Here is an 18,222-nt window from a genome sequence, read left to right as displayed (position 1 = left end):
GGCCGCAGTGTTGGGGACATCGGCGTTCCGTCTAGCCGATGCTGCCCAGTTCCTTGGTTTCCTGGCCCACCAGGCGGGGATCCGTGCCCAGCAGCCGTCGCAGGGACGCGAGCCGGGCCGGGCCTGTGGGGCCCGCGTGGCCGGCGGACACCCAGGCATCCACCCCGCAGTTGACGGCAGCGGTGTTGTGCTTGCAGCCACGCTCGCAGGCATCCGTACCCGGCTCCAGGTCCGGGAAGGACCGCAGGATCCGGTCAGGGTCCACATGGGCAAGGCCGAACGAACGGATGCCAGGGGTGTCGATGATCCAGCTTCCGGTGGGAGCTCCGGTCAGCTTCAGGGCAAGGGCCGACGACGACGTGTGGCGGCCGCGGCCGGTCACCGCGTTCACACCACCGGTGGCCCGTTCGGCTCCGGTGAGTGCATTGACCATGGTGGACTTGCCGACGCCGGAATGACCCAGCATCACCGAGACCTTGCCTTCGAGGTACGCGCGGAGCTGCGAAACTGCGTCACTGTCCAGGCGGGCCGAGAGGCCGTCGTCGGAGCGGGCATCGATACCTGAGGCTTCGGAGTCCGACGTGCGGCTGATGATCACCGGGAAGTCCAGGTGCTCGTAGTTGGACAGCAGTTCCGCCGGATCCTTGACGTCCGCCTTGGTGACGAGCAGCAGCGGCTCAATGCCGGCGTCGTAAGCGGCCACCAGGGCGCGGTCGATGAAGCCTGTGCGCGGCTCCGGGTTTGCGGCGGCCACCACCACCACCAGCTGATCTGCGTTGGCCACCACCGCACGCTCGATCGGATCAGTGTCATCGGCGCTGCGGCGCAGCAGGGTCCTGCGGTCCTGGATCCGGACCAGGCGGGCCAGCGTGTCAGGCTCCCCGGAGACATCTCCAACGAGGGAGACGAAGTCGCCGGCAACCACGGGGGAGCGGCGGAGTTCGCGGGCCCTGGCTGCGATGATGATCCGCTCGTCGCCCGAGTCTTCGCCGACGACGGCGGTGTACCGGCCGCGGTCCACGGTGATGATGCGGCCCGTGACGGCGTCGTCGTGGCTGGGGCGGTCCTTCGTGCGCGGCCGGGAGCCCTTTTTGCTGGGCCGGATCCGGACGTCGGACTCGTCCCAGGAATCAGTGCTGCGTGCCACCGGTGGGACCTTCCGCGCGCTTGTCGGCAGCAGCGCCCTGGGCCAGCATGTCGGCCCACATCTGCGGGAATTCCGGCATGGTCTTGGCAGTGGTAGCGATGTCCTGGACTTCGATGCCCGGTACCGCGAGGCCGAGGATGGCACCGGCGGTGGCCATCCTGTGGTCCGCGTAGCTGTGGACGACGCCGGCGTGCAGCTTTGCCGGGCGGATCACCAGGCCGTCGCTGGTTTCCTCCGCGTCGCCGCCGAGGCGGTTGATTTCGGTGACCAGCGCGGCCAACCGGTCCGTCTCGTGGCCGCGAAGGTGCGCGATGCCGGTCAGCCGTGAAGGTCCGCTGGCCAGGGCGCAGAGGGCCGCCACGGTAGGGGCGAGTTCGCTGGTTTCGTCAAAATCCGCACCCTTGATCTCTGGCCCGCCCGTGACGGTCAGGACGCCGTCAACCAGGCTGACGTCCGCGCCCATGTCCGCGAGGATGCTGCGCCAGAGGTCTCCCACCTGGGTGGTGCCGGCGGGCCAGTCCGGGATCCGGACAGTGCCGCCGGAGGCCAGCGCGGCGGCCAGGAACGGGCCGGCGTTGGAGAGGTCCTGCTCAATGCGCTGGTCAAAGGCGCGGATGGGGCCCGGTGCCACTACCCAGTGGTTGGGCACGGAATCGTCAACTGATACACCGACGCCGCGGAGTACGGCAACGGTCATGTTGATGTGGTCCAGGCTCGGCACCGGCTTGCCCACGTGTTCAAGGTGGAGTCCGTCGGTAAACCTGGCGCCGACCAGCAGGAGGGCCGAGACGAACTGTGACGACGCACTGGCATCGACCACCAGGTGGCCGCCCCGGACTTCCCCGGTGCCAGCAACGGTGAACGGCAGCGACGAGGGGGTCCCGCCGTCGTCCGCGGTCAGGGCCACCCCGAGAGCTTTCAGGGCCTCGATGATGGTGCCCATGGGACGCTTCCGGGCGTGGGGGTCGCCGTCGAACACGCTCACGCCGTTGCGCAACGCCGCAAGCGGCGGAACAAACCGCATCACTGTTCCGGCGAGGCCGCAGTCAATGTGCGTCCGTGACGACGGCGCCTCCTGGCTCAGGGGCATGACCTCAAGGTCCGGCCCGAACGCGCCGTCGCCGGGCACCTCCGTGATGGTGGCTCCCAACTGGCGGAGGGCGTCGATCATCAACGCAGAGTCCCGGGAATGCAGGGGGGCGCGGAGGCGGGACGGCCCGTCAGCCAGCGCGGCCAGCACCAGGAACCGGTTGGTCAGGGATTTTGAACCCGGCACCGTGACGGTGGCGTTGATGGGCCTGCTGGCGAAGGGGGCCGGCCAGTGCGGAACGGTGCCGGTGGAGCTGTGAGAGTCGGTGGCTGCGGGCGGGGTGGAACCGGTCATCCGTCCTTACGCCCCCGTTGCGTGTTCGACGGCGCGGCGCACGGCCTTGTCTGCCTTGTGAAGCTTTTGGCCGGTGGTCTTGCGGGCGCCGGCGGCGCTCTTCCGGGCGTCCGCGGCGAGGTGCTCGGCACGCCAGGCCAGGCCCGGCTTGCCGGCGGTGTCCACCGAGGCCAGCAGGGCGCCGCCGCTGAGGGAAATGTTCTTGAGCAGCTGGTTCCGGCGGGCTTCTCGGCCTTCCTTGGTGCTGATGTCCGCGCTGCGCCATTCCACAAAGGTGTTCAGGAGCGAGATGACGGTCAGCAGTGTTGCCGAGAGGCGGCTGAACTTGCCCAGGCCGAACAGCACGCCGGCACCCACCTGCGTTCCGCCGATCACCCGGGCCAGCATCTTTTCGTCGGCCTGGAACGGCAGCGACGCGGCTGCCTTCTGCAGGAGCGGCGAAAGCTGGGTGGCGGTGTCATCGGCGTTCTTCAGCTTGTCCAGTCCGGCGACTACGAAACTGGAAGCCAGCATGGGGCGGGCGAGAGTACGGACAAAGGACATGGGTTTCCTCCTGGCTGGACGAACCGCACCGGATGCGGCGGAGTCCGTTCTAGTCTTGCACTTTTGGGGAATATTTGCCTGCCGCCAGCGGTTATGGTTTGCGGGTCCGCCGAACACCGGACGAATTGACTCATCATGGATTGCCCGGCAGGTATTTGCCTGGAACATTATGGCCTGACACAGACTGGAGTTGCCCTTGAGGTTACTGAAGGACGGGACGGAGCCCGCCGGATCCGTAGCACTGCAGACTCTGGAATCCGATCCTCCGGAGTACGGTACGGCGCGCGCCAAGGCCGTCACAGTAGACTTGAACGCAATGAGCACCCTGGATCCGGCCCTCGAGGCCATGTATGAGGCCTCCGAACGAGAAGCCAAAACAAGCAGCGAAGCCAATGCCAGCAGCGACGCGCCGGCAGGGAGTGACTCGCGGCCGGCAGACGCGCAGCCTGCAGCGGTTGTCCCTGTGCCCGCTGAGCCTGGGCCCGCCGAGCAACCTGTGGATGTGGCCACCGAATCAGCGGAAGAACGCCGGGTCCGTTTTGAGCGTGATGCCATGCAGTACGTGGATCAGCTCTACTCGGCCGCCATGCGTATGGCCAGGAACCCCGCTGATGCGGAAGACCTGGTCCAGGAGGCCTACACGAAGGCGTTCTCCGCGTTCCATCAGTACAAGCCGGGAACCAACCTCAAGGCCTGGCTGTACCGGATCCTGACCAACACGTACATCAACCTTTACCGGAAGCGGCAGCGCGAACCGCTGCAGTCGAACTCGGACACCATCGAGGACTGGCAGCTGGCCAGGGCGGAGTCGCACACGTCCCGCGGCCTGCGCTCGGCCGAGGCTGAGGCGCTGGACCACCTGCCGGACTCGGACGTCAAGCGGGCGCTGCAGGCCATTCCCGAGGAGTTCCGGCTGGCGGTGTACTTCGCCGATGTCGAAGGCTTCGCGTACAAGGAGATTTCGGACATCATGAACACGCCCATCGGGACAGTGATGTCCCGGCTCCACCGCGGCCGGAAAATGTTGCGGGACATGCTGGCGGACTATGCCGCCGAACGAGGATTCAAAGGCGCCGTCGAATCACAGGACACGGCCGCGACCACAAAACAGGAGAACAGGAAATGAGCGACTGCCAGGGATTGGGCGACTGCGATGACGCCCGGATGCAACGCATCTACGAATACCTCGACGGGGCGTTGACCCGCCAGGACATCACGGAAATCAAGACCCACCTTGATGAGTGCCCTGAGTGCACCGAGCAATACGACCTCGAGTGCGTGATCCGCAACCTGGTGAAGCGCTCGTGCACCGAGGCCGCTCCGGAAAACCTGAAGAACGCCATTTTGGACCGGATCCACTCCATCCGCCCGGTGGACGCCTGACACAAGCGGTAGCCGTCTGAAGGGACACCTGACCGCTTGGACGCCTGGCTGCGTCGATGCCCGTCAGCAGTACCGCAGGCGTGAAAGTCCAGTGCAAAAACGAAGGACCCCGGAAGCCATGTGGCTTCCGGGGTCCTTCGCTTAAACCGTTTTCCAAGCTTTAGCTTAGGCGTTGGGGCGCTTCCCGTGGTTCGCGCCGCCACGCTTACGGTCACGACGTTTACGTGCACGCTTGCTCATAGCTGGCCTCCTTAAATGTTGGTACTCAAAAGAGCTGCCCTCAAGTCTCCCACACCATGGGACACGCCGCGAAACCGAAACGGGCTGTGACCGGGGGCAACACCGATCCGGCCGGCTCAGCCGGGCAGCTCGGCCGCGCAGCTCAGCGGGGCGGCTCAGCCGGGCGGCTCAGCCGGGCAGTGAGTTGCGGATGGAGATGCGCGCCTGGTCCAGCACGGTCCTGACAGTTTCCAGCGTGACGGCGCTGAGCGGTTGCCGGGTTGCCTGCAGCCGCAGTTCCACGCGCAGGTCGTCCCGGAATGCCTGCAGCAGCATCTCCGCTTCCTTCAGCTCCCGGAACCCTTCCGAAGACTGGCGGCCGGCTTTCCTGAAATCGGCGGCCCGCGCCGTGGAACGGGCCGCCTCTGCGGTGGCTGCCAGGTCTGCCCGCAACCCACGCATGTTGGCGCGGATATCCGCCCGCAGGTTGTCCGCCAGGCGGCGGACGGAAGCGGAAATGTCGTTCTCGACTCCGGCGAGTTCCTCCCGGCGCTTGTTGAGTTCGGCAAGCCCCGCCGCGGTGATGCGGTAGTTGGTGCGGCGGCCAACGGGCTCGGTGGCGACGAGCCCTTCTTCCTCCAGCTTCCCCAGCCGCGGATAGATGGTTCCTGCGCTTGGGGAGTAGGTGCCGCCGAACCGTTCGCTGAGGGCTTTGATCAGTTCATAGCCATGCTTAGGCCCCGACTCCAGCAGTGCGAGCAGGTACAGCCGGAGCGCGCCGTGGGCGAACACCGGAGGCATCAGTGCCCCGCTTCCGGGCTACTTGCGTCGTCACTGCGGGCCGGCTGGCCATGGAAGATGGACGTTTTGCCGGACACCGAGTTGGTCCGGACCAGCATCAGCTTCCCGTCCGGTCCGGCAATGGTTTCCACCTTGCCTCCGGGCTGAGAGTACTGCTGGTCATCAATCACCACAACGCCGCTGGCAGACTTCGCCACGATGTCCACCCCGACGTCGTGCGGCAGCCTGATGGTGAGGTCGCCGGAGACTGAATTGGCACCGAAGTCGTGGGTAAAGCCGAGCAGGTCAAAACTCATGTCGCCGCTGACCGTGTGAGCCCGGATGTTGCTGAACCGGCCGGATGCGGTGACCTCGCCGGAGACACTCTTGGCGGTCAGGACGCCGTCGTGGTTTCGCGCGATGACCTCGCCGCTGACGGTGTTGACGTGAAGTTCCCCGGATGTGCCGTCTGCCATCACAGAACCTGAAACGGTATTGAGCCGCGTGTGCCCGCTGATTCCGGACACAAGGCCATCGCCGCTGACCGTACCGGCCTCCACCTCGACGCCCGCAGGCAGCGCAATACTGATAACCGCTGAGTTGTTGCTGTTGTGGTTGACGGTGCCCATCAGGTTCTTGAACCAGCCCTGCGGGCCGTGCAGCTGATGGCGGACCTCAAGCCGGCCGTCCGTCAGTGTCACCGACACGGGATCGCCCTGGACGTCGTTGATCTCCACGCGGGCAACGGCGTCGGCATGGGTGACGACGTCGAACCGGCCGCGGACCATGCCCAGCTTTAGCGACCTGACGTGGTCAACGTCGATGGTTTGCGGACCAGTGACGGTCCAGCTGTCCTCTGTCATGAAATCCTCCAAAACCGCGATATATCGTGATTGATATTCCAAGATATAACGGACCGCCGGAAGCAGTCAAGATATATCGCGACTGGAAGGGTTGGGGATGCTTACTCGGGGGCGTCCATGCCCAGCCATTGGAACCAGCCACGGTGGAGGACCAGCCAGGCCATCAAGCCATAGCCAGCCTGCCCGGGCGTGCCGGTGTTGGCCGCAAGGTCCTGGCGCCACTGTTCGTGGTTCAGCAGCGGGGAGAACGTGTCCACATAGAGGTGCTTGCGCCTGGTGGTGACGTCAGCGAAGGCTGTGTTCAGATCGGCGAGCCGGCGGTTCTGTACCGGGTCCAGCGTGGGCGGCGGGCCCACCACAAACACCTCGATCCGGTTCTGCGTGGCGGTATCCAGGATGTTGGCCAGGTTCAGGCGGCTCCGGGCGGTGGACAGGCCGAACTCGATGTCCCGGCCCGAGAGGCCGATCACCAGGCGGTTCTCGTGCTGGTCACCGAACCGCCGCCCGGCCTCCTCCTGCCAGCGGGCAGCCAGCCCCTCCGTTCCTTCCTGGGGACAGGGGAGGGCATACGCTTCCATGACCATGCCGTCCTGCGGAGTGCGGGCCAACACGCGGCCCAGCCAGCCGAGGGCCCTGGGATCGCCCAGCCCGGCCAGCAGTTCATCTCCAACAGCTGCGATCCGCAGCTTCCTGTCTTCCACAAGTCCCTCTTTACGTCCGTGCCGATTCAGGCCAATCGGCGTGGCTATGATCCATCTTCATTAAACAGAACTGCCCGGCCGGAGTCTGGTATTTCGACGTCCGGCCGGGCAGCCACTGGGACTACTTCCGTGCAAATGCCTGCTTCAGCAGTGAATCCTGCTCAGCTGCGTGTCGCTTCATGGAGCCGGCCGCCGTGGAGGCCGATGCGGGACGCGACACCAGGCGGACGCGCCGGTCCAGCGCCTCCGGGAGGTTCAGGCCCATAAACGGCCACGGTCCCTGGTTGGCGGGCTCGTCCTGTGCCCAGACAACCTCCGCGTTCGGGTACTTGGCCAGTTCCGCTGCGATTTCTTCGTGCGGCAGCGGGTAGAGCTGCTCCACACGGACAATCGCGGTGGTCTTGTCACCGGTCTTCTGCCGGGTGGACAGGAGATCGTAGTACAGGCGGCCGGAGACCAGCAGTACGCGTTCGACGGCGTCTGCCGCCAGCGGCTCGTGGTCACCGATGACGGGGCGGAAGGAGCCCGTGGTGAAGTCCTCGACGGACGACGCGGCTGCCTTGAGGCGCAGCAGCTGCTTCGGCGTGAAGATGATCAGCGGCTTGCGCGGCCGGCTGTACGCCTGGCGGCGCAGCAGGTGGAAGTGCGAGGCCGCCGTGGTGGGGTTGGCGACGATCATGTTCTCTTCGGCGCACATCAGCAGGAAGCGTTCGATGCGTGCCGACGAGTGGTCCGGGCCCTGGCCTTCGTAGCCGTGCGGCAGCATCAGGACCAGGGAGGAGCGCTGGCCCCACTTCTGCTCGGCCGAGGAGATGAACTCATCGATGATGGTCTGCGCGCCGTTGACGAAGTCACCGAACTGCGCTTCCCACAGCACCAGGGCATCCGGGCGTTCCACCGAGTAGCCGTATTCGAAGCCCATGGCCGCGTATTCGGACAACAGGGAGTCGTAGATCCACAGCTTCGCCTGGTCATCCGAGAGGTGGCCCAGGGGCAGCCACTCGCCGCCGTTGGCGCGGTCGTGGAACACCGCGTGGCGCTGCACAAACGTGCCGCGGCGCGAGTCCTGGCCGGCAAGCCGGACGGGAACGCCTTCCATGATCAGCGATCCGAAGGCCGCGATCTCGCCAAAGCCCCAGTCGATGCCGCCTTCGCGGGACATCTGCTCGCGCTTTTCGAGGAGCTGCTTGAGCTTGGCGTGGACGGTGAAGCCCTCGGGGATCTGGACGTGGGCCTTGCCGATGCGTGCCAGGGTCTCCGGAGAAATGGCAGTGGACGCCGGGGCGTTGGTGCCGAAGTCAGCCTGCTGGGCGATGGGACGCTCAATGTCGGAGACGGCGGCGGAGTCCGCGGTGATGATCGGGATGGGCGAGGTCTGGGCCGCGTGAGTTTCGGCGAAGACCCGCTCCAGCCGTTCCTGGTAGTCGCGGAGCAGCTGCTCCGCTTCTTCCTCGGTGATGTCGCCACGGCCGATGAGTGCCTCGGTGTACAGCTTGCGGACGGAGCGCTTGGCCTCGATCAGGTTGTACATCATGGGCTGGGTCATCGAGGGGTCGTCACCCTCGTTGTGGCCACGGCGGCGGTAGCACACCATGTCGATCACAACGTCCTTGTGGAAACGCTGGCGGAACTCGTAGGCGAGCTGGGCAATGCGCACCACTGCCTCGGGATCGTCACCGTTCACGTGGAACACCGGTGCCTGGATCATCTTGGCGACGTCCGTGGAGTACGTGGATGAACGCGACGACGATGGGGCGGTGGTGAAGCCCACCTGGTTGTTGACCACCACGTGGATGGTGCCGCCGGTCCGGTAGCCGCGGAGCTGGGACAGGTTCAGCGTCTCGGCAACCACGCCCTGGCCTGCAAATGCAGCGTCGCCGTGGACCATCAGGGGCAGGACCGGGAAGGCCTCGCCCTGGTCCAGGCGGTCCTGCTTGGCGCGGACGATGCCTTCGAGCACCGAGTCGACAGCCTCGAGGTGGGACGGGTTGGCGGCGAGGTAGACCTTGGTCTCGTTGCCGCTTTCCGATGTGAACGTGCCTTCGGTACCGAGGTGGTACTTCACGTCGCCGGAGCCCTGCACCGAGCGGGGATCCTGGGTGCCTTCGAATTCGCGGAACACCTGGGCGTAGGTCTTGCCGGCGATGTTGGTGAGGACGTTCAGGCGGCCGCGGTGGGCCATGCCGATTGCAACCTCGTCCAGTCCGTCGTCGGCGGCATCGGAAATGATGGCGTCGAGCAGCGGAATCAGGGATTCGCCGCCTTCCAGCGAGAAGCGCTTCTGGCCGACGAATTTGGTCTGCAGGAAGGTTTCAAACGCTTCGGCCGCGTTGAGCCGGGACACAATGCGCAGCTGCTCTTCGCGGCTCGGCTTCGAGTAAGGGTGCTCCAGCTGGTCCTGGAACCACTTGCGTTCCTCCGGCTCCTGGATGTGCATGTACTCGATGCCGGTGGTGCGGCAGTAGGCATCACGGAGGACACCGAGGATGTCGCGGAACTTGAGCATGGGCGCGCCGCCGAAACCGCCGGTGGGCCACTCACGGTCCAGGTCCCACAGGGTCAGCCCATAGGTGAGGACGTCAAGGTCCGGGTGCTTGCGCTGGACGTACTCCAGGGGATCGGTGTCTGCCATCAAGTGGCCGCGCACACGGTAGGAGTGGATCAGCTGCTGGATCCGGGCAACCTTGTTGATCTGGTCGGCAGGATCCACCTGCAGGTCCGGGCTCCAGCGAACGGGCTCGTACGGGATGCGGAGGGACTCGAAGATTTCGTCGTAGAAGTTCTGGGCACCGAGCAGCAGTTGGTGCACAAGCTTCAGGAACTCGCCGCTGCCGGCTCCCTGGATGACGCGGTGGTCATAGGTGGATGTCAGCGTGAGGACCTTGCTGATGGCGTTCTGCGCAATGATCTTTTCGCTGGCGCCCTGGAACTCGGCCGGGTAGTCCAGCGCGCCGACGCCGATGATTGCAGCCTGCCCCTTGGACAGACGCGGCACGGAGTGAACGGTGCCGATGCCGCCGGGGTTGGTCAGGGACACCGTGGTGCCGGAGTGGTCATCAGCGGTCAGTTTGCCGGCGCGGGCACGCTTGATCAGGTCTTCATAGGTGTGCCAGAACTCGGAGAAGTTGAGGGTCTCCGCCTTCTTGATGTTGGGCACCATGAGCAGGCGGGTGCCGTCCGGCTTGGGCATGTCAATGGCGATGCCGAAGTTGACATGGGCCGGCTGGATAGCGCTGGGCTTGCCGTCGATTTCGTCGTAGTACACGTTCATCGAGGGGAACTGGGCGAGTGCCCGGATCACGGCGTAGCCGATGAGGTGCGTGAAGGAAACCTTGCCGCCGCGTGCACGGGCCAGGTTGGAGTTGATGACCACGCGGTTATCGATCAACAGCTTGGCCGGAATAGCCCGGACGCTGGTGGCCGTGGGGACCTCAAGGCTGGTGACCATGTTGGTGGCGATGGCCTTGGCCGGGCCACGAAGAACGGAGACCACGTCCTCTTCCGGAGCCGTGGGTGCCTTGACGTTCTTGGGAAGCTGGGCGGGAATCGGCTGGGCGCCGGTTCCGGGCTCGGTCTTCTTCGCGCCATCGCGGGCGACCGTAGCGGGAGCTTTTTTTGCCGCCGCGGGGGCGGTGGCCGGCGCTGCGGGCTGTGCGGCCGGCGACGTTGCCGGTGCAGCAGTTGCAGAAGCCGGAGGTGCCGGCGGTACAGCCGGCATTTCGCGGGTTGCTGGGTGGGCCACGGCTACCGCCGTGCTTCCGTTGGAAGAAGAACCGCTGCCTGAATCGAAGGACTCGAAAAGGGGCCACCATTTGGTATCCACCGTGTTCTTGTCTTTCTGATACTGCTCGTACAGTTCGTCAACGAGCCACTCGTTTCCGCCAAATTCCTCTGGTAGACGGTGGCTAGGCTGCTCTGGCACTTGAAATACGCCTCTTCCATGAGTTTGATTTCTCTCTGGCCGCCACGGTGCCGCAGCACAACATTCGAACCAGTCTCTGCGTCCTGAACCCGGACCGTTGCCAGTCTAATGAGCATTCTGTGTTAACTGCCAATAACGGTGACCCAAATCATGGCAATGACGCGGAGATCGCGGATTGTGGCGTCCGGCAACCGTCCCGGCGCGGGTGCGCCGTGACCTCAGTGCGGCCATCCGAAAGGCGCAATCTGCTCCTGTAGACTGAAATTCTTATGGACAGTAAATCTAGGTGCCGGCCTGGGGGCTGTCAGCGGAGCACAACGTACAGCACCGCGCAGTCCACCCGCAGAGCCGGCAAACCCCGAACACGCGCCCATCATTCTCCGTCAGCCCACCCCGGCGGAGCCCCTATGGAAACAGCGTCGGCTTCGGCCGATCATCCTCCGCCGGTCCGTTTCCCCCGGCTTCACACAATTTCTCCCGACTTTCGGGCGGGATGCTGAATGGAGTGGTTGCTCCTCGCGGCAGGCCTCCTGCTGATCGCCGGCACCGGCTTTTTCGTCGCCGTCGAATTTTCCCTGATTGCCCTTGACCAGGCCACGGTCCAACGTGCCATCGATAACGGTGACACGGGTGCCGTCCCACTGCTCAAGTGCCTGAAATCCCTCTCAACCCAGCTTTCCAGCTGTCAGCTCGGCATCACCCTGACCACCCTTCTGACCGGTTACGTGATGGAACCGTCTGTAGGACGACTCCTTGAGGGCCCGTTGGCCGCCGTTGGTATTCCCGAAGTGGCGGCGGCATCCGTTTCCCTGGTCATCGCCATGGCGCTGGCCACTCTGCTGTCCATGCTGCTTGGCGAACTCGTGCCCAAGAACATGGCCATTGCACTGTCCTTCCAAGTGGGCAAGGCGCTGGCGCGGCCGCAGCTGGTCTTCACGGCCGTCTTCAAGCCCGCCATCGTGGTGCTGAACGGCTTTTCCAACAAGGTACTGAACGTCTTTGGCCTGGAGGCCAAGGAAGAAATTTCCGGTGCCCGGACGCCGGCCGAGCTCGCCTCCCTGGTGCGGCGCTCCGCCGCCATGGGAACGCTCGACGCCGGGACGGCCAACTTTGTGGCCCGCACCCTGAACTTCTCGGCCCGGACGGCCGCCGATGTTATGACGCCCCGGATCCGGATGGAAACCATCGACGCCGACCAGCCCGTCTCGGACATCCTGGACGCTGCCCGGCGCACCGGGTACTCCCGTTTCCCCGTCATCGGGGAGTCCTCCGACGACATCAAGGGCCTGGTCCACGTCAAGAAGGCCGTTGCCGTGCCGTGGGACCGGCGGGCCAACCTGGAGGCCGGGGCCATCATGACCGATGTGCTCCGCGTGCCGGAGACCATCCACCTCGATGCCCTCCTGGCCGAGCTGCGCGAGGGAAACCTCCAGCTCGCGATTGTCCTGGATGAATACGGCGGAACCGCAGGCATCGCCACGCTTGAGGACCTGGTGGAGGAAATCGTCGGTGAAGTGTCCGACGAGCACGACAAGGTACGCCCGGGACTGCTCCAGAGCGCCTCCGGGGACTGGTACTTCCCCGGGTTGCTGCGCCCTGACGAGCTTTCCGAACAGATCCCGGGGCTGACCGTTCCGGACGAAGCCGCCTACGAAACCGTGGGCGGGTACGTCATGAGTGAACTGGGCCGGATCGCCGCAGTGGGGGACACCGTCGACGTAGGCGGAGGCACGCTGAGCGTGACCAGGATGGACGGCCGAAGGATCGAGCGGATCTCCTTCCATCCGGCGGCGCCTGAAGCGGAGCCTGCTCCGGAAGACGGGGGTGAACGATGAGTGACTGGGCCGGAATTGCCTGGCTGGTTGTCCTCCTGCTGGGTAACGCGTTTTTTGTCGGCGCCGAGTTCGCCGTGATGTCGGCCAGGCGCAGCCAGATCGAACCCCTGGCCGAGGCCGGTTCCATGCGGGCACAGACCACGTTGCGCGCCATGGAAAACGTCTCATTGATGCTGGCCTGTGCGCAGTTGGGCATCACCGTGTGCTCGCTGCTGATCCTGCAGGTGGCCGAACCGGCCATCCACCACCTGATGGCGGCTCCCCTGGAAGCTGTCGGGCTGCCGGTGGAAGTTGCCGACGTCGCGGCGTTCGCGATTGCCCTGATGGTGGTGACCTTCCTCCACGTGACGTTCGGCGAGATGGTGCCGAAGAACATCTCGGTATCGGTGGCGGACAAGGCTGCCTTGCTGCTGGCGCCGCCGCTGATGTTTGTTGCGAAGCTGGTCAACCCGGCCATCGTCGCGCTGAACTGGTCCGCCAACCACATCCTCAAGCTGCTGCGGATTGAGCCCAAGGATGAGGTGAACTCGTCCTTCACGCTCGAAGAAGTCCAGTCGATCGTGCAGGAATCCACCCGCCACGGGCTGGTGGATGATGATGCAGGCCTGATCACCGGCGCCCTGGAATTCTCCGAATACACGGCGTCGGACATCATGGTTCCACTGGAGGATTTGGTCATGCTGAAGGCGGCCACCACACCGGTGGAGTTTGAAAAAGCAGTCAGCAGGACCGGTTTCTCACGGTTCCCGATGCTGGACGATGATGGCATGCTGTCCGGCTACCTCCACGTGAAGGATGTGCTGTCCATTCCCGAGTCGGACTACCAGCACCCCATCGCCGAGAGCAGGATCCGTTCGCTGGCCAACCTCGCGTTGGACGACGAAGTTGAAACGGCCATGTCCGTCATGCAGCGCACGGGCTCACACCTGGCCCGCGTGATCGGCGCGGACGGGCAGACCCACGGCGTCCTCTTCCTGGAAGACGTGATCGAGCAGCTGGTGGGAGAGATCCGGGACGCCACGCAGGCCACCGGCATCAGGAGGCTGGGCGAGCCGAACGGTGACTGAGCGCGCCGGGTCCGCGAGGGACCGGCCCGGCTATCCTAAATAGGAATCATTCACATTTAGGGGTAAGCTTTTTGGAGACGCAAAAGTCCATCCCTGTACTGAACTGAGGTTTCCGTGCGCCACCCAGCCGCCATCCGAACGTCCCTCGCAGCCCTCGCCGGCGTGAGCCTGCTGCTCACCGCCTGCGGCTCCGGAGGCGGTGCACCGTCGGCGACGTCCGGCACGGAGTCATCCGCCGGCGTCGTCGATGTGGTGGCGTCCACCAACGTGTACGGCGACATCGCCGCGATCATCGGCGGGGACAAAGTCAACGTCACCTCCATCATCACCAAGACCAGCCAGGACCCGCATTCGTACGAGGCCACCGCGCAGGACCGGCTGCTGGTGTCCAAAGCGGAACTGGTGATCGAGAACGGCGGCGGCTACGACGCCTTCCTCCACAAGATGGCCGACGACAGCAACATCCCCCACAGCAATATCGTCACGGCCGTCGAAGTGGCTGGCCTGGCTCCGGAGGAAGGCCACACCGATTCGCCGTCGGCGGCGAGCGAGTCAGCCGACGGCCACCACCACGAGCACGGTGAGTTCAACGAGCACGCCTGGTACAGCCTGGATGCCATGGGTAAGCTCGCTGATTCACTGGCGGCAAAACTGGGTGAACTCGAACCGGAATCCGCAGCCCTGTTCACTTCCAATGCCGCAACCTTCAAAGCCGGGGTGGACGGTCTGGCCGTCAAGCTCGCCGCGCTGAAGGCCAGCGGAGCAGGCACAGCCGTGGCCGTGACCGAGCCCGTCCCGCTGTACCTGCTCGAGGCGGCAGGGCTGGAGAACAGGACTCCGGCCGACTACACCGCCGCGATCGAGGAAGGCTCGGACGTTCCGGCCGCTGTGCTGAAGGCAGCCACGGACCTGGCGGGATCCAAGGACATCAGGCTTCTGGCCTACAACGCGCAGACAGAGGGACCCCAGACACAGGCGCTGAAAAAGGCAGCCGAAGCAGCCGGCGTTCCCGTCATTGACTTCAGCGAAACCCTGCCCGAAGGCAAGACGTACCTGCAGTGGATGACGGACAATGTTGACAACGTCAGCAAAGTTTTGGAGAAAAATAGTTGAAACCGGTGGTCAGCCTCCGCGGGGCGTCCCTGCAGTTCGGCAAACGCTTGCTCTGGGAGGATCTCGACCTGGACATCAGGCCCGGTGAGTTTTTCGCCGTCCTGGGCCCCAACGGCAGCGGAAAGACCAGTTTCCTCAAGGTTCTCCTGGGCCTGCAGGAACTGCAGTCCGGCCGGGCCACCCTTGGCGACCGTCCCGTGGAGCGGGGCAGCAACCTGATCGGCTACATTCCGCAGCAGAAATCCTTTGCTCCGGACACCCCCATGCGTGCCCGGGACCTGGTGGGGCTCGGCGTGGACGGCCACCGCTGGGGGCTGCGGCTGGGCAAGTCCCGGGCAAACCGCAGGATCGATGAGCTCCTGGAACTGGTGGGCGCCAGTGACTACGCTAAAGTCCCAGTGGGCCAGCTCTCCGGCGGTGAGCAGCAGCGCCTCCGGGTGGCCCAGGCGCTGGCCACGGACCCCAGGGTCCTCCTCTGTGACGAACCGTTGCTGTCCCTGGACCTGCACCATCAGCAGGCTGTCAGCGCGCTGATCAACAAACAATGCCACGCCCAGAACAGCGCGGTGGTTTTTGTCACCCATGAAATCAACCCCATTATCGATTACGTTGACCGGGTGCTGTACCTGGCCGGCGGGCGGTTCCGGGTGGGGACGCCGGAAGAAGTCATGACCACCGAAGTCCTGTCCGAGCTTTATGGCAGCCATGTGGAAGTCATCCACGCGAACGGGCGCATCGTCGTCGTCGGCCTGCCCGACGCGACCACGCACCACCATGCCGATGTTCACGCCACGGTGGGGGAGGTGGCCTGATGGATGCGGACAGTATTATCGGAGCGATCTTCAGTTTCGAGAACTATGGCGAGCTGCTGGTGCTGGTCCAGAATTCGATCTGGGCCGGGGCCGTGCTGGGCCTGCTCGGCGGTCTGGTGGGCACTTTCGTGATGAAGCGGGACCTGGCCTTCGCCGTCCACGGCATCTCGGAGCTCTCCTTCGCCGGGGCGGCGTTTGCGCTCCTGATCGGCTCGGACATCGTGTTTGGCTCGCTCATCGGCTCGGTGGCGGCGGCGCTGCTCCTGGGCCTGATGGGCGTCCGGGCCCGGGACAAAAACTCCATCATCGGGGTGATCATGCCCTTCGGCCTGGGGCTCGGCATCCTGTTCCTGTCGCTCTACGAAGGCCGGGCCGCCAACAAATTCGGCCTGCTCACGGGGCAGATCGTGTCCGTGGACACCGTCCAGCTCCAGGTCCTTGCCGGCGCCGCTGTGCTGGTCATTGCAGCCCTGGCAGCCATCTGGCGCCCGCTGAACTTTGCCAGCGTTGATCCCGAACTGGCCGAAGCCCGCGGGGTGCCCGTACGGACGCTCGCGCTGATCTTTATGGTCCTGCTGGGAGTCAGCGTAGCGCTGTCCATCCAGGTGGTGGGGGCGCTCCTGGTGCTCGCATTGCTGATCACCCCGGCAGCCGCGGCGCTCCGCGTGACGTCCGCTCCCGTGGCCGTCGTGGCGCTCAGCGTTGTTTTCGCCGTCACGGCCACGGTGGGCGGAATCCTGCTGGCCCTGGGCGGCCGGATCCCCATCAGCCCCTACGTCACCACGCTGTCATTCCTGATCTACGTGGTGTGCCGCGTCGTCGGCAGTGTCCGGGCCAAGAAGGGCATCAACGGCCGGCTGGTGCACGCCCGCTGACACGGGCATACACGGGATGCTTCAGGTTGCGGCGGCGCAGGCCGTCAGAGCTTGCCAGCGGCCCTGAGGGCTGTGCACTCCGGGCACAGGCCGAAGATCTCCACGGTGTGCGCCACCTCGGTGTAGCCATGTTCGGTGGCGATCCGGGCGGCCCAGGTTTCCACCGCCGGGGCCTCCACTTCCACGGCCTTCCCGCAGTTGCGGCACAGCAGGTGATGGTGGTGCCCGGTCACGGCACAGCGCCGGTAAACGGCTTCGCCCTCGCCGTTGCGCAGCACGTCCACGAGGCCCTCGTCGGCGAGGGACTGCAGGATCCGGTACGCCGTTGCCAGGGAAACTGAGACGCCCTTGTTCTGCAGGATGCGGTATAGCTCCTGCGTGCTGACGAAGTCATCCAGCTCGTCCAGGGCAGCGCTGACGGCCACACGCTGCTTGGTGACGCGCTGCTCCTTGCCGGGCACACTAACGGTGCCTGCGCCGGATGCAGCGGTCGACGGCGTGGCGTCAGCTTTGGTGCCGAACGGCATGAAGGTACTCGCTTCCCTGAGGGACGGTGGCAATCATCAAGATTACCAGCCGGGGCTGAACAGCCGGACGCCCCTTGGACAGGCTTGGGGCCGGACCCTAGGCTGGCGCTATGAAGCTGACAAAATACACCCACGCGTGCGTCCGGCTTGAGAAGGATGGCGGGGTGCTGGTGCTGGATCCGGGAACATTCTCCGAGACGGCCGAAGCCCTGGCCGGGGCGCAGGCCGTGCTGATCACGCACGAGCACGCCGACCATGTGGATGTGCCGGCCATGGTCAACGCACTGCGCCGCTCTGACGTCCTGGCGGTCTTCGCGCCGGCCGGAGTGGCCGCGCACCTGCGGGAGGAGGCGCCGCAGGCCGCAGCGCGGATCCACACGGTTGAACCCGGTTCCAGTTTTGCCGCGGCCGGCTTCAACGTGCGCAGCTTCGGCGGACAGCACGCACTGATCCACCCGCAGGTTCCCATCGTGGCAAACATCGGCTACCTGGTGGACGGCAACGTCTACCACCCGGGGGACTCTTTCATCATCCCGGACGGCCTCAGCGTGCAGACGCTGCTGGTTCCGCTCCACGCGCCGTGGAGCAAGGTCAGCGAGGTGGTGGATTTTGTCATTGCCGTCCGGGCCCCGCGTGCGTTCCAGATCCACGACGGGCTGCTCAACGAAACGGGCCTGAAGGTCGCAGAATCCCATGTTGCCCGGCTGGGCCGGAAATACGGCACCGAGTACACCCGCCTTGCCCCGCGGGAATCAGTGGAGGTCTGATCGGCTACGCGCTCCAGGCGCCGGTCTCGAAAAACCGGCGGATGACTTCCTCATACGGCTCGGGGTCCAGGTCCTGTCCCGACAGCCACGAGGGATTGTAGTAGTTGCCCGCATAGCGGTCGCCGCCGTCGCACATCAACGACACAATGCTGCCGCGCTGTCCCTCGGCCACCATTTCCGCCACAAGCTGCCAGACGCCCCACAGATTGGTGCCCGTGGACGGTCCGGCATGCAGGTCGGCGACCGTGCGCAGGTGCCGCATGGCTGCGACGGAGGCGGCATCG

At 65.2% G+C, this 18,222-nt stretch carries 17 protein-coding genes and 1 pseudogene; 8 read left to right on the top strand and 10 right to left on the bottom strand.

The genetic code is table 11. The annotated features are described in order from the left end of the window. Positions 1–31 precede the first annotated feature (31 nt). The 3 genes from rsgA to V6M49_RS06170 are packed head-to-tail and all read right to left on the bottom strand — an operon-like array spanning position 32 to position 3,074. Entirely contained in the window at positions 32–1,147 is a 1,116-nt protein-coding gene (gene rsgA / locus V6M49_RS06180) for a ribosome small subunit-dependent GTPase A (RefSeq protein WP_141141000.1), read from the bottom strand. Continuing rightward, positions 1,131–2,531 carry a 3-phosphoshikimate 1-carboxyvinyltransferase gene (gene aroA, locus V6M49_RS06175; RefSeq protein WP_332760565.1) on the bottom strand — a complete coding sequence of 467 codons (1,401 nt, stop codon included), beginning with the start codon at positions 2,529–2,531 and terminating at the stop codon, positions 1,131–1,133. Before aroA ends, rsgA begins: the two co-directional genes overlap by 17 nt. Positions 2,532–2,537: 6 nt before the next feature. Next, complete coding sequence (locus tag V6M49_RS06170; RefSeq protein ID WP_056343291.1) at positions 2,538–3,074, bottom strand: DoxX family protein; 537 nt, start codon at positions 3,072–3,074, stop codon at positions 2,538–2,540. Positions 3,075–3,390: 316 nt separating this feature from the next. Between V6M49_RS06170 and V6M49_RS06165 the strand changes: the two genes are divergently transcribed. Beyond that, positions 3,391–4,200, top strand: a complete 810-nt coding sequence (locus V6M49_RS06165; RefSeq protein ID WP_442959699.1) for a sigma-70 family RNA polymerase sigma factor — start codon at positions 3,391–3,393, stop codon at positions 4,198–4,200. Further along, positions 4,197–4,457, top strand: coding sequence for a mycothiol system anti-sigma-R factor (gene rsrA, locus V6M49_RS06160; protein ID WP_104061138.1), 261 nt, complete (start codon positions 4,197–4,199; stop codon positions 4,455–4,457). The genes V6M49_RS06165 and rsrA overlap by 4 nt, the downstream gene beginning before the upstream one ends. Positions 4,458–4,622: 165 nt before the next feature. On the opposite strand, the gene V6M49_RS19895 is transcribed toward rsrA, so the two are convergent. The 5 genes from V6M49_RS19895 to V6M49_RS06140 form a co-directional block, all read right to left on the bottom strand. After that, entirely contained in the window at positions 4,623–4,697 is a 75-nt protein-coding gene (locus V6M49_RS19895) for a 50S ribosomal protein bL37 (RefSeq protein ID WP_104061284.1), read from the bottom strand. Between the two features lie 168 nt (positions 4,698–4,865). Further along, positions 4,866–5,477: a PadR family transcriptional regulator gene (locus V6M49_RS06155; protein ID WP_104061139.1), complete on the bottom strand. Its 612-nt coding sequence runs from the start codon at positions 5,475–5,477 to the stop codon at positions 4,866–4,868. Then, complete coding sequence (locus tag V6M49_RS06150) at positions 5,477–6,319, bottom strand: DUF4097 family beta strand repeat-containing protein (RefSeq protein WP_104061140.1); 843 nt, start codon at positions 6,317–6,319, stop codon at positions 5,477–5,479. The genes V6M49_RS06155 and V6M49_RS06150 overlap by 1 nt, the downstream gene beginning before the upstream one ends. Before the next feature lie 101 nt (positions 6,320–6,420). After that, a complete protein-coding gene (locus V6M49_RS06145) occupies positions 6,421–7,020 on the bottom strand; it encodes a GDSL-type esterase/lipase family protein (RefSeq protein WP_099093407.1) in 600 nt (199 codons plus the stop codon). 121 nt (positions 7,021–7,141) lie between these two features. After that, positions 7,142–10,942 (bottom strand): multifunctional oxoglutarate decarboxylase/oxoglutarate dehydrogenase thiamine pyrophosphate-binding subunit/dihydrolipoyllysine-residue succinyltransferase subunit, encoded by a 3,801-nt coding sequence (locus V6M49_RS06140; RefSeq protein ID WP_141140997.1) that lies wholly within the window; start codon positions 10,940–10,942, stop codon positions 7,142–7,144. A gap of 500 nt (positions 10,943–11,442) precedes the next feature. On the opposite strand from V6M49_RS06140, the gene V6M49_RS06135 reads away from it, so the two are divergent. From V6M49_RS06135 to V6M49_RS06115, 5 genes are all read left to right on the top strand, one after another. After that, on the top strand, positions 11,443–12,777 hold the full coding sequence (locus V6M49_RS06135) for a hemolysin family protein (protein WP_332760564.1): 1,335 nt from the start codon (positions 11,443–11,445) through the stop codon (positions 12,775–12,777). Next, entirely contained in the window at positions 12,774–13,844 is a 1,071-nt protein-coding gene (locus V6M49_RS06130) for a hemolysin family protein (protein ID WP_141140995.1), read from the top strand. The genes V6M49_RS06135 and V6M49_RS06130 overlap by 4 nt, the downstream gene beginning before the upstream one ends. Positions 13,845–13,958: 114 nt before the next feature. Next, positions 13,959–14,957, top strand: coding sequence for a metal ABC transporter solute-binding protein, Zn/Mn family (locus V6M49_RS06125; protein ID WP_332760563.1), 999 nt, complete (start codon positions 13,959–13,961; stop codon positions 14,955–14,957). Beyond that, positions 14,954–15,769, top strand: coding sequence for a metal ABC transporter ATP-binding protein (locus tag V6M49_RS06120; RefSeq protein WP_332760562.1), 816 nt, complete (start codon positions 14,954–14,956; stop codon positions 15,767–15,769). Before V6M49_RS06125 ends, V6M49_RS06120 begins: the two co-directional genes overlap by 4 nt. Next, positions 15,769–16,644 carry a metal ABC transporter permease gene (locus V6M49_RS06115; RefSeq protein WP_141140992.1) on the top strand — a complete coding sequence of 292 codons (876 nt, stop codon included), beginning with the start codon at positions 15,769–15,771 and terminating at the stop codon, positions 16,642–16,644. The genes V6M49_RS06120 and V6M49_RS06115 overlap by 1 nt, the downstream gene beginning before the upstream one ends. A 44-nt stretch (positions 16,645–16,688) precedes the next feature. Here the strand turns inward: V6M49_RS06115 and V6M49_RS06110 are convergent, their stop codons facing one another. Next, entirely contained in the window at positions 16,689–17,171 is a 483-nt protein-coding gene (locus V6M49_RS06110) for a Fur family transcriptional regulator (protein ID WP_246848815.1), read from the bottom strand. 110 nt (positions 17,172–17,281) lie between these two features. On the opposite strand from V6M49_RS06110, the gene V6M49_RS06105 reads away from it, so the two are divergent. Beyond that, a complete protein-coding gene (locus V6M49_RS06105; RefSeq protein ID WP_332760561.1) occupies positions 17,282–17,938 on the top strand; it encodes an MBL fold metallo-hydrolase in 657 nt (218 codons plus the stop codon). Between the two features lie 4 nt (positions 17,939–17,942). On the opposite strand, the pseudogene V6M49_RS06100 reads toward V6M49_RS06105, so the two are convergent. After that, positions 17,943–18,222, bottom strand: a pseudogene (locus tag V6M49_RS06100) (PLP-dependent cysteine synthase family protein); the annotation flags it as partial.

Source organism: Pseudarthrobacter sp., from assembly GCF_036675385.1.
GTDB lineage: Bacteria > Actinomycetota > Actinomycetes > Actinomycetales > Micrococcaceae > Arthrobacter.
This window is presented reverse-complemented; position numbering and strand designations above follow the sequence as displayed.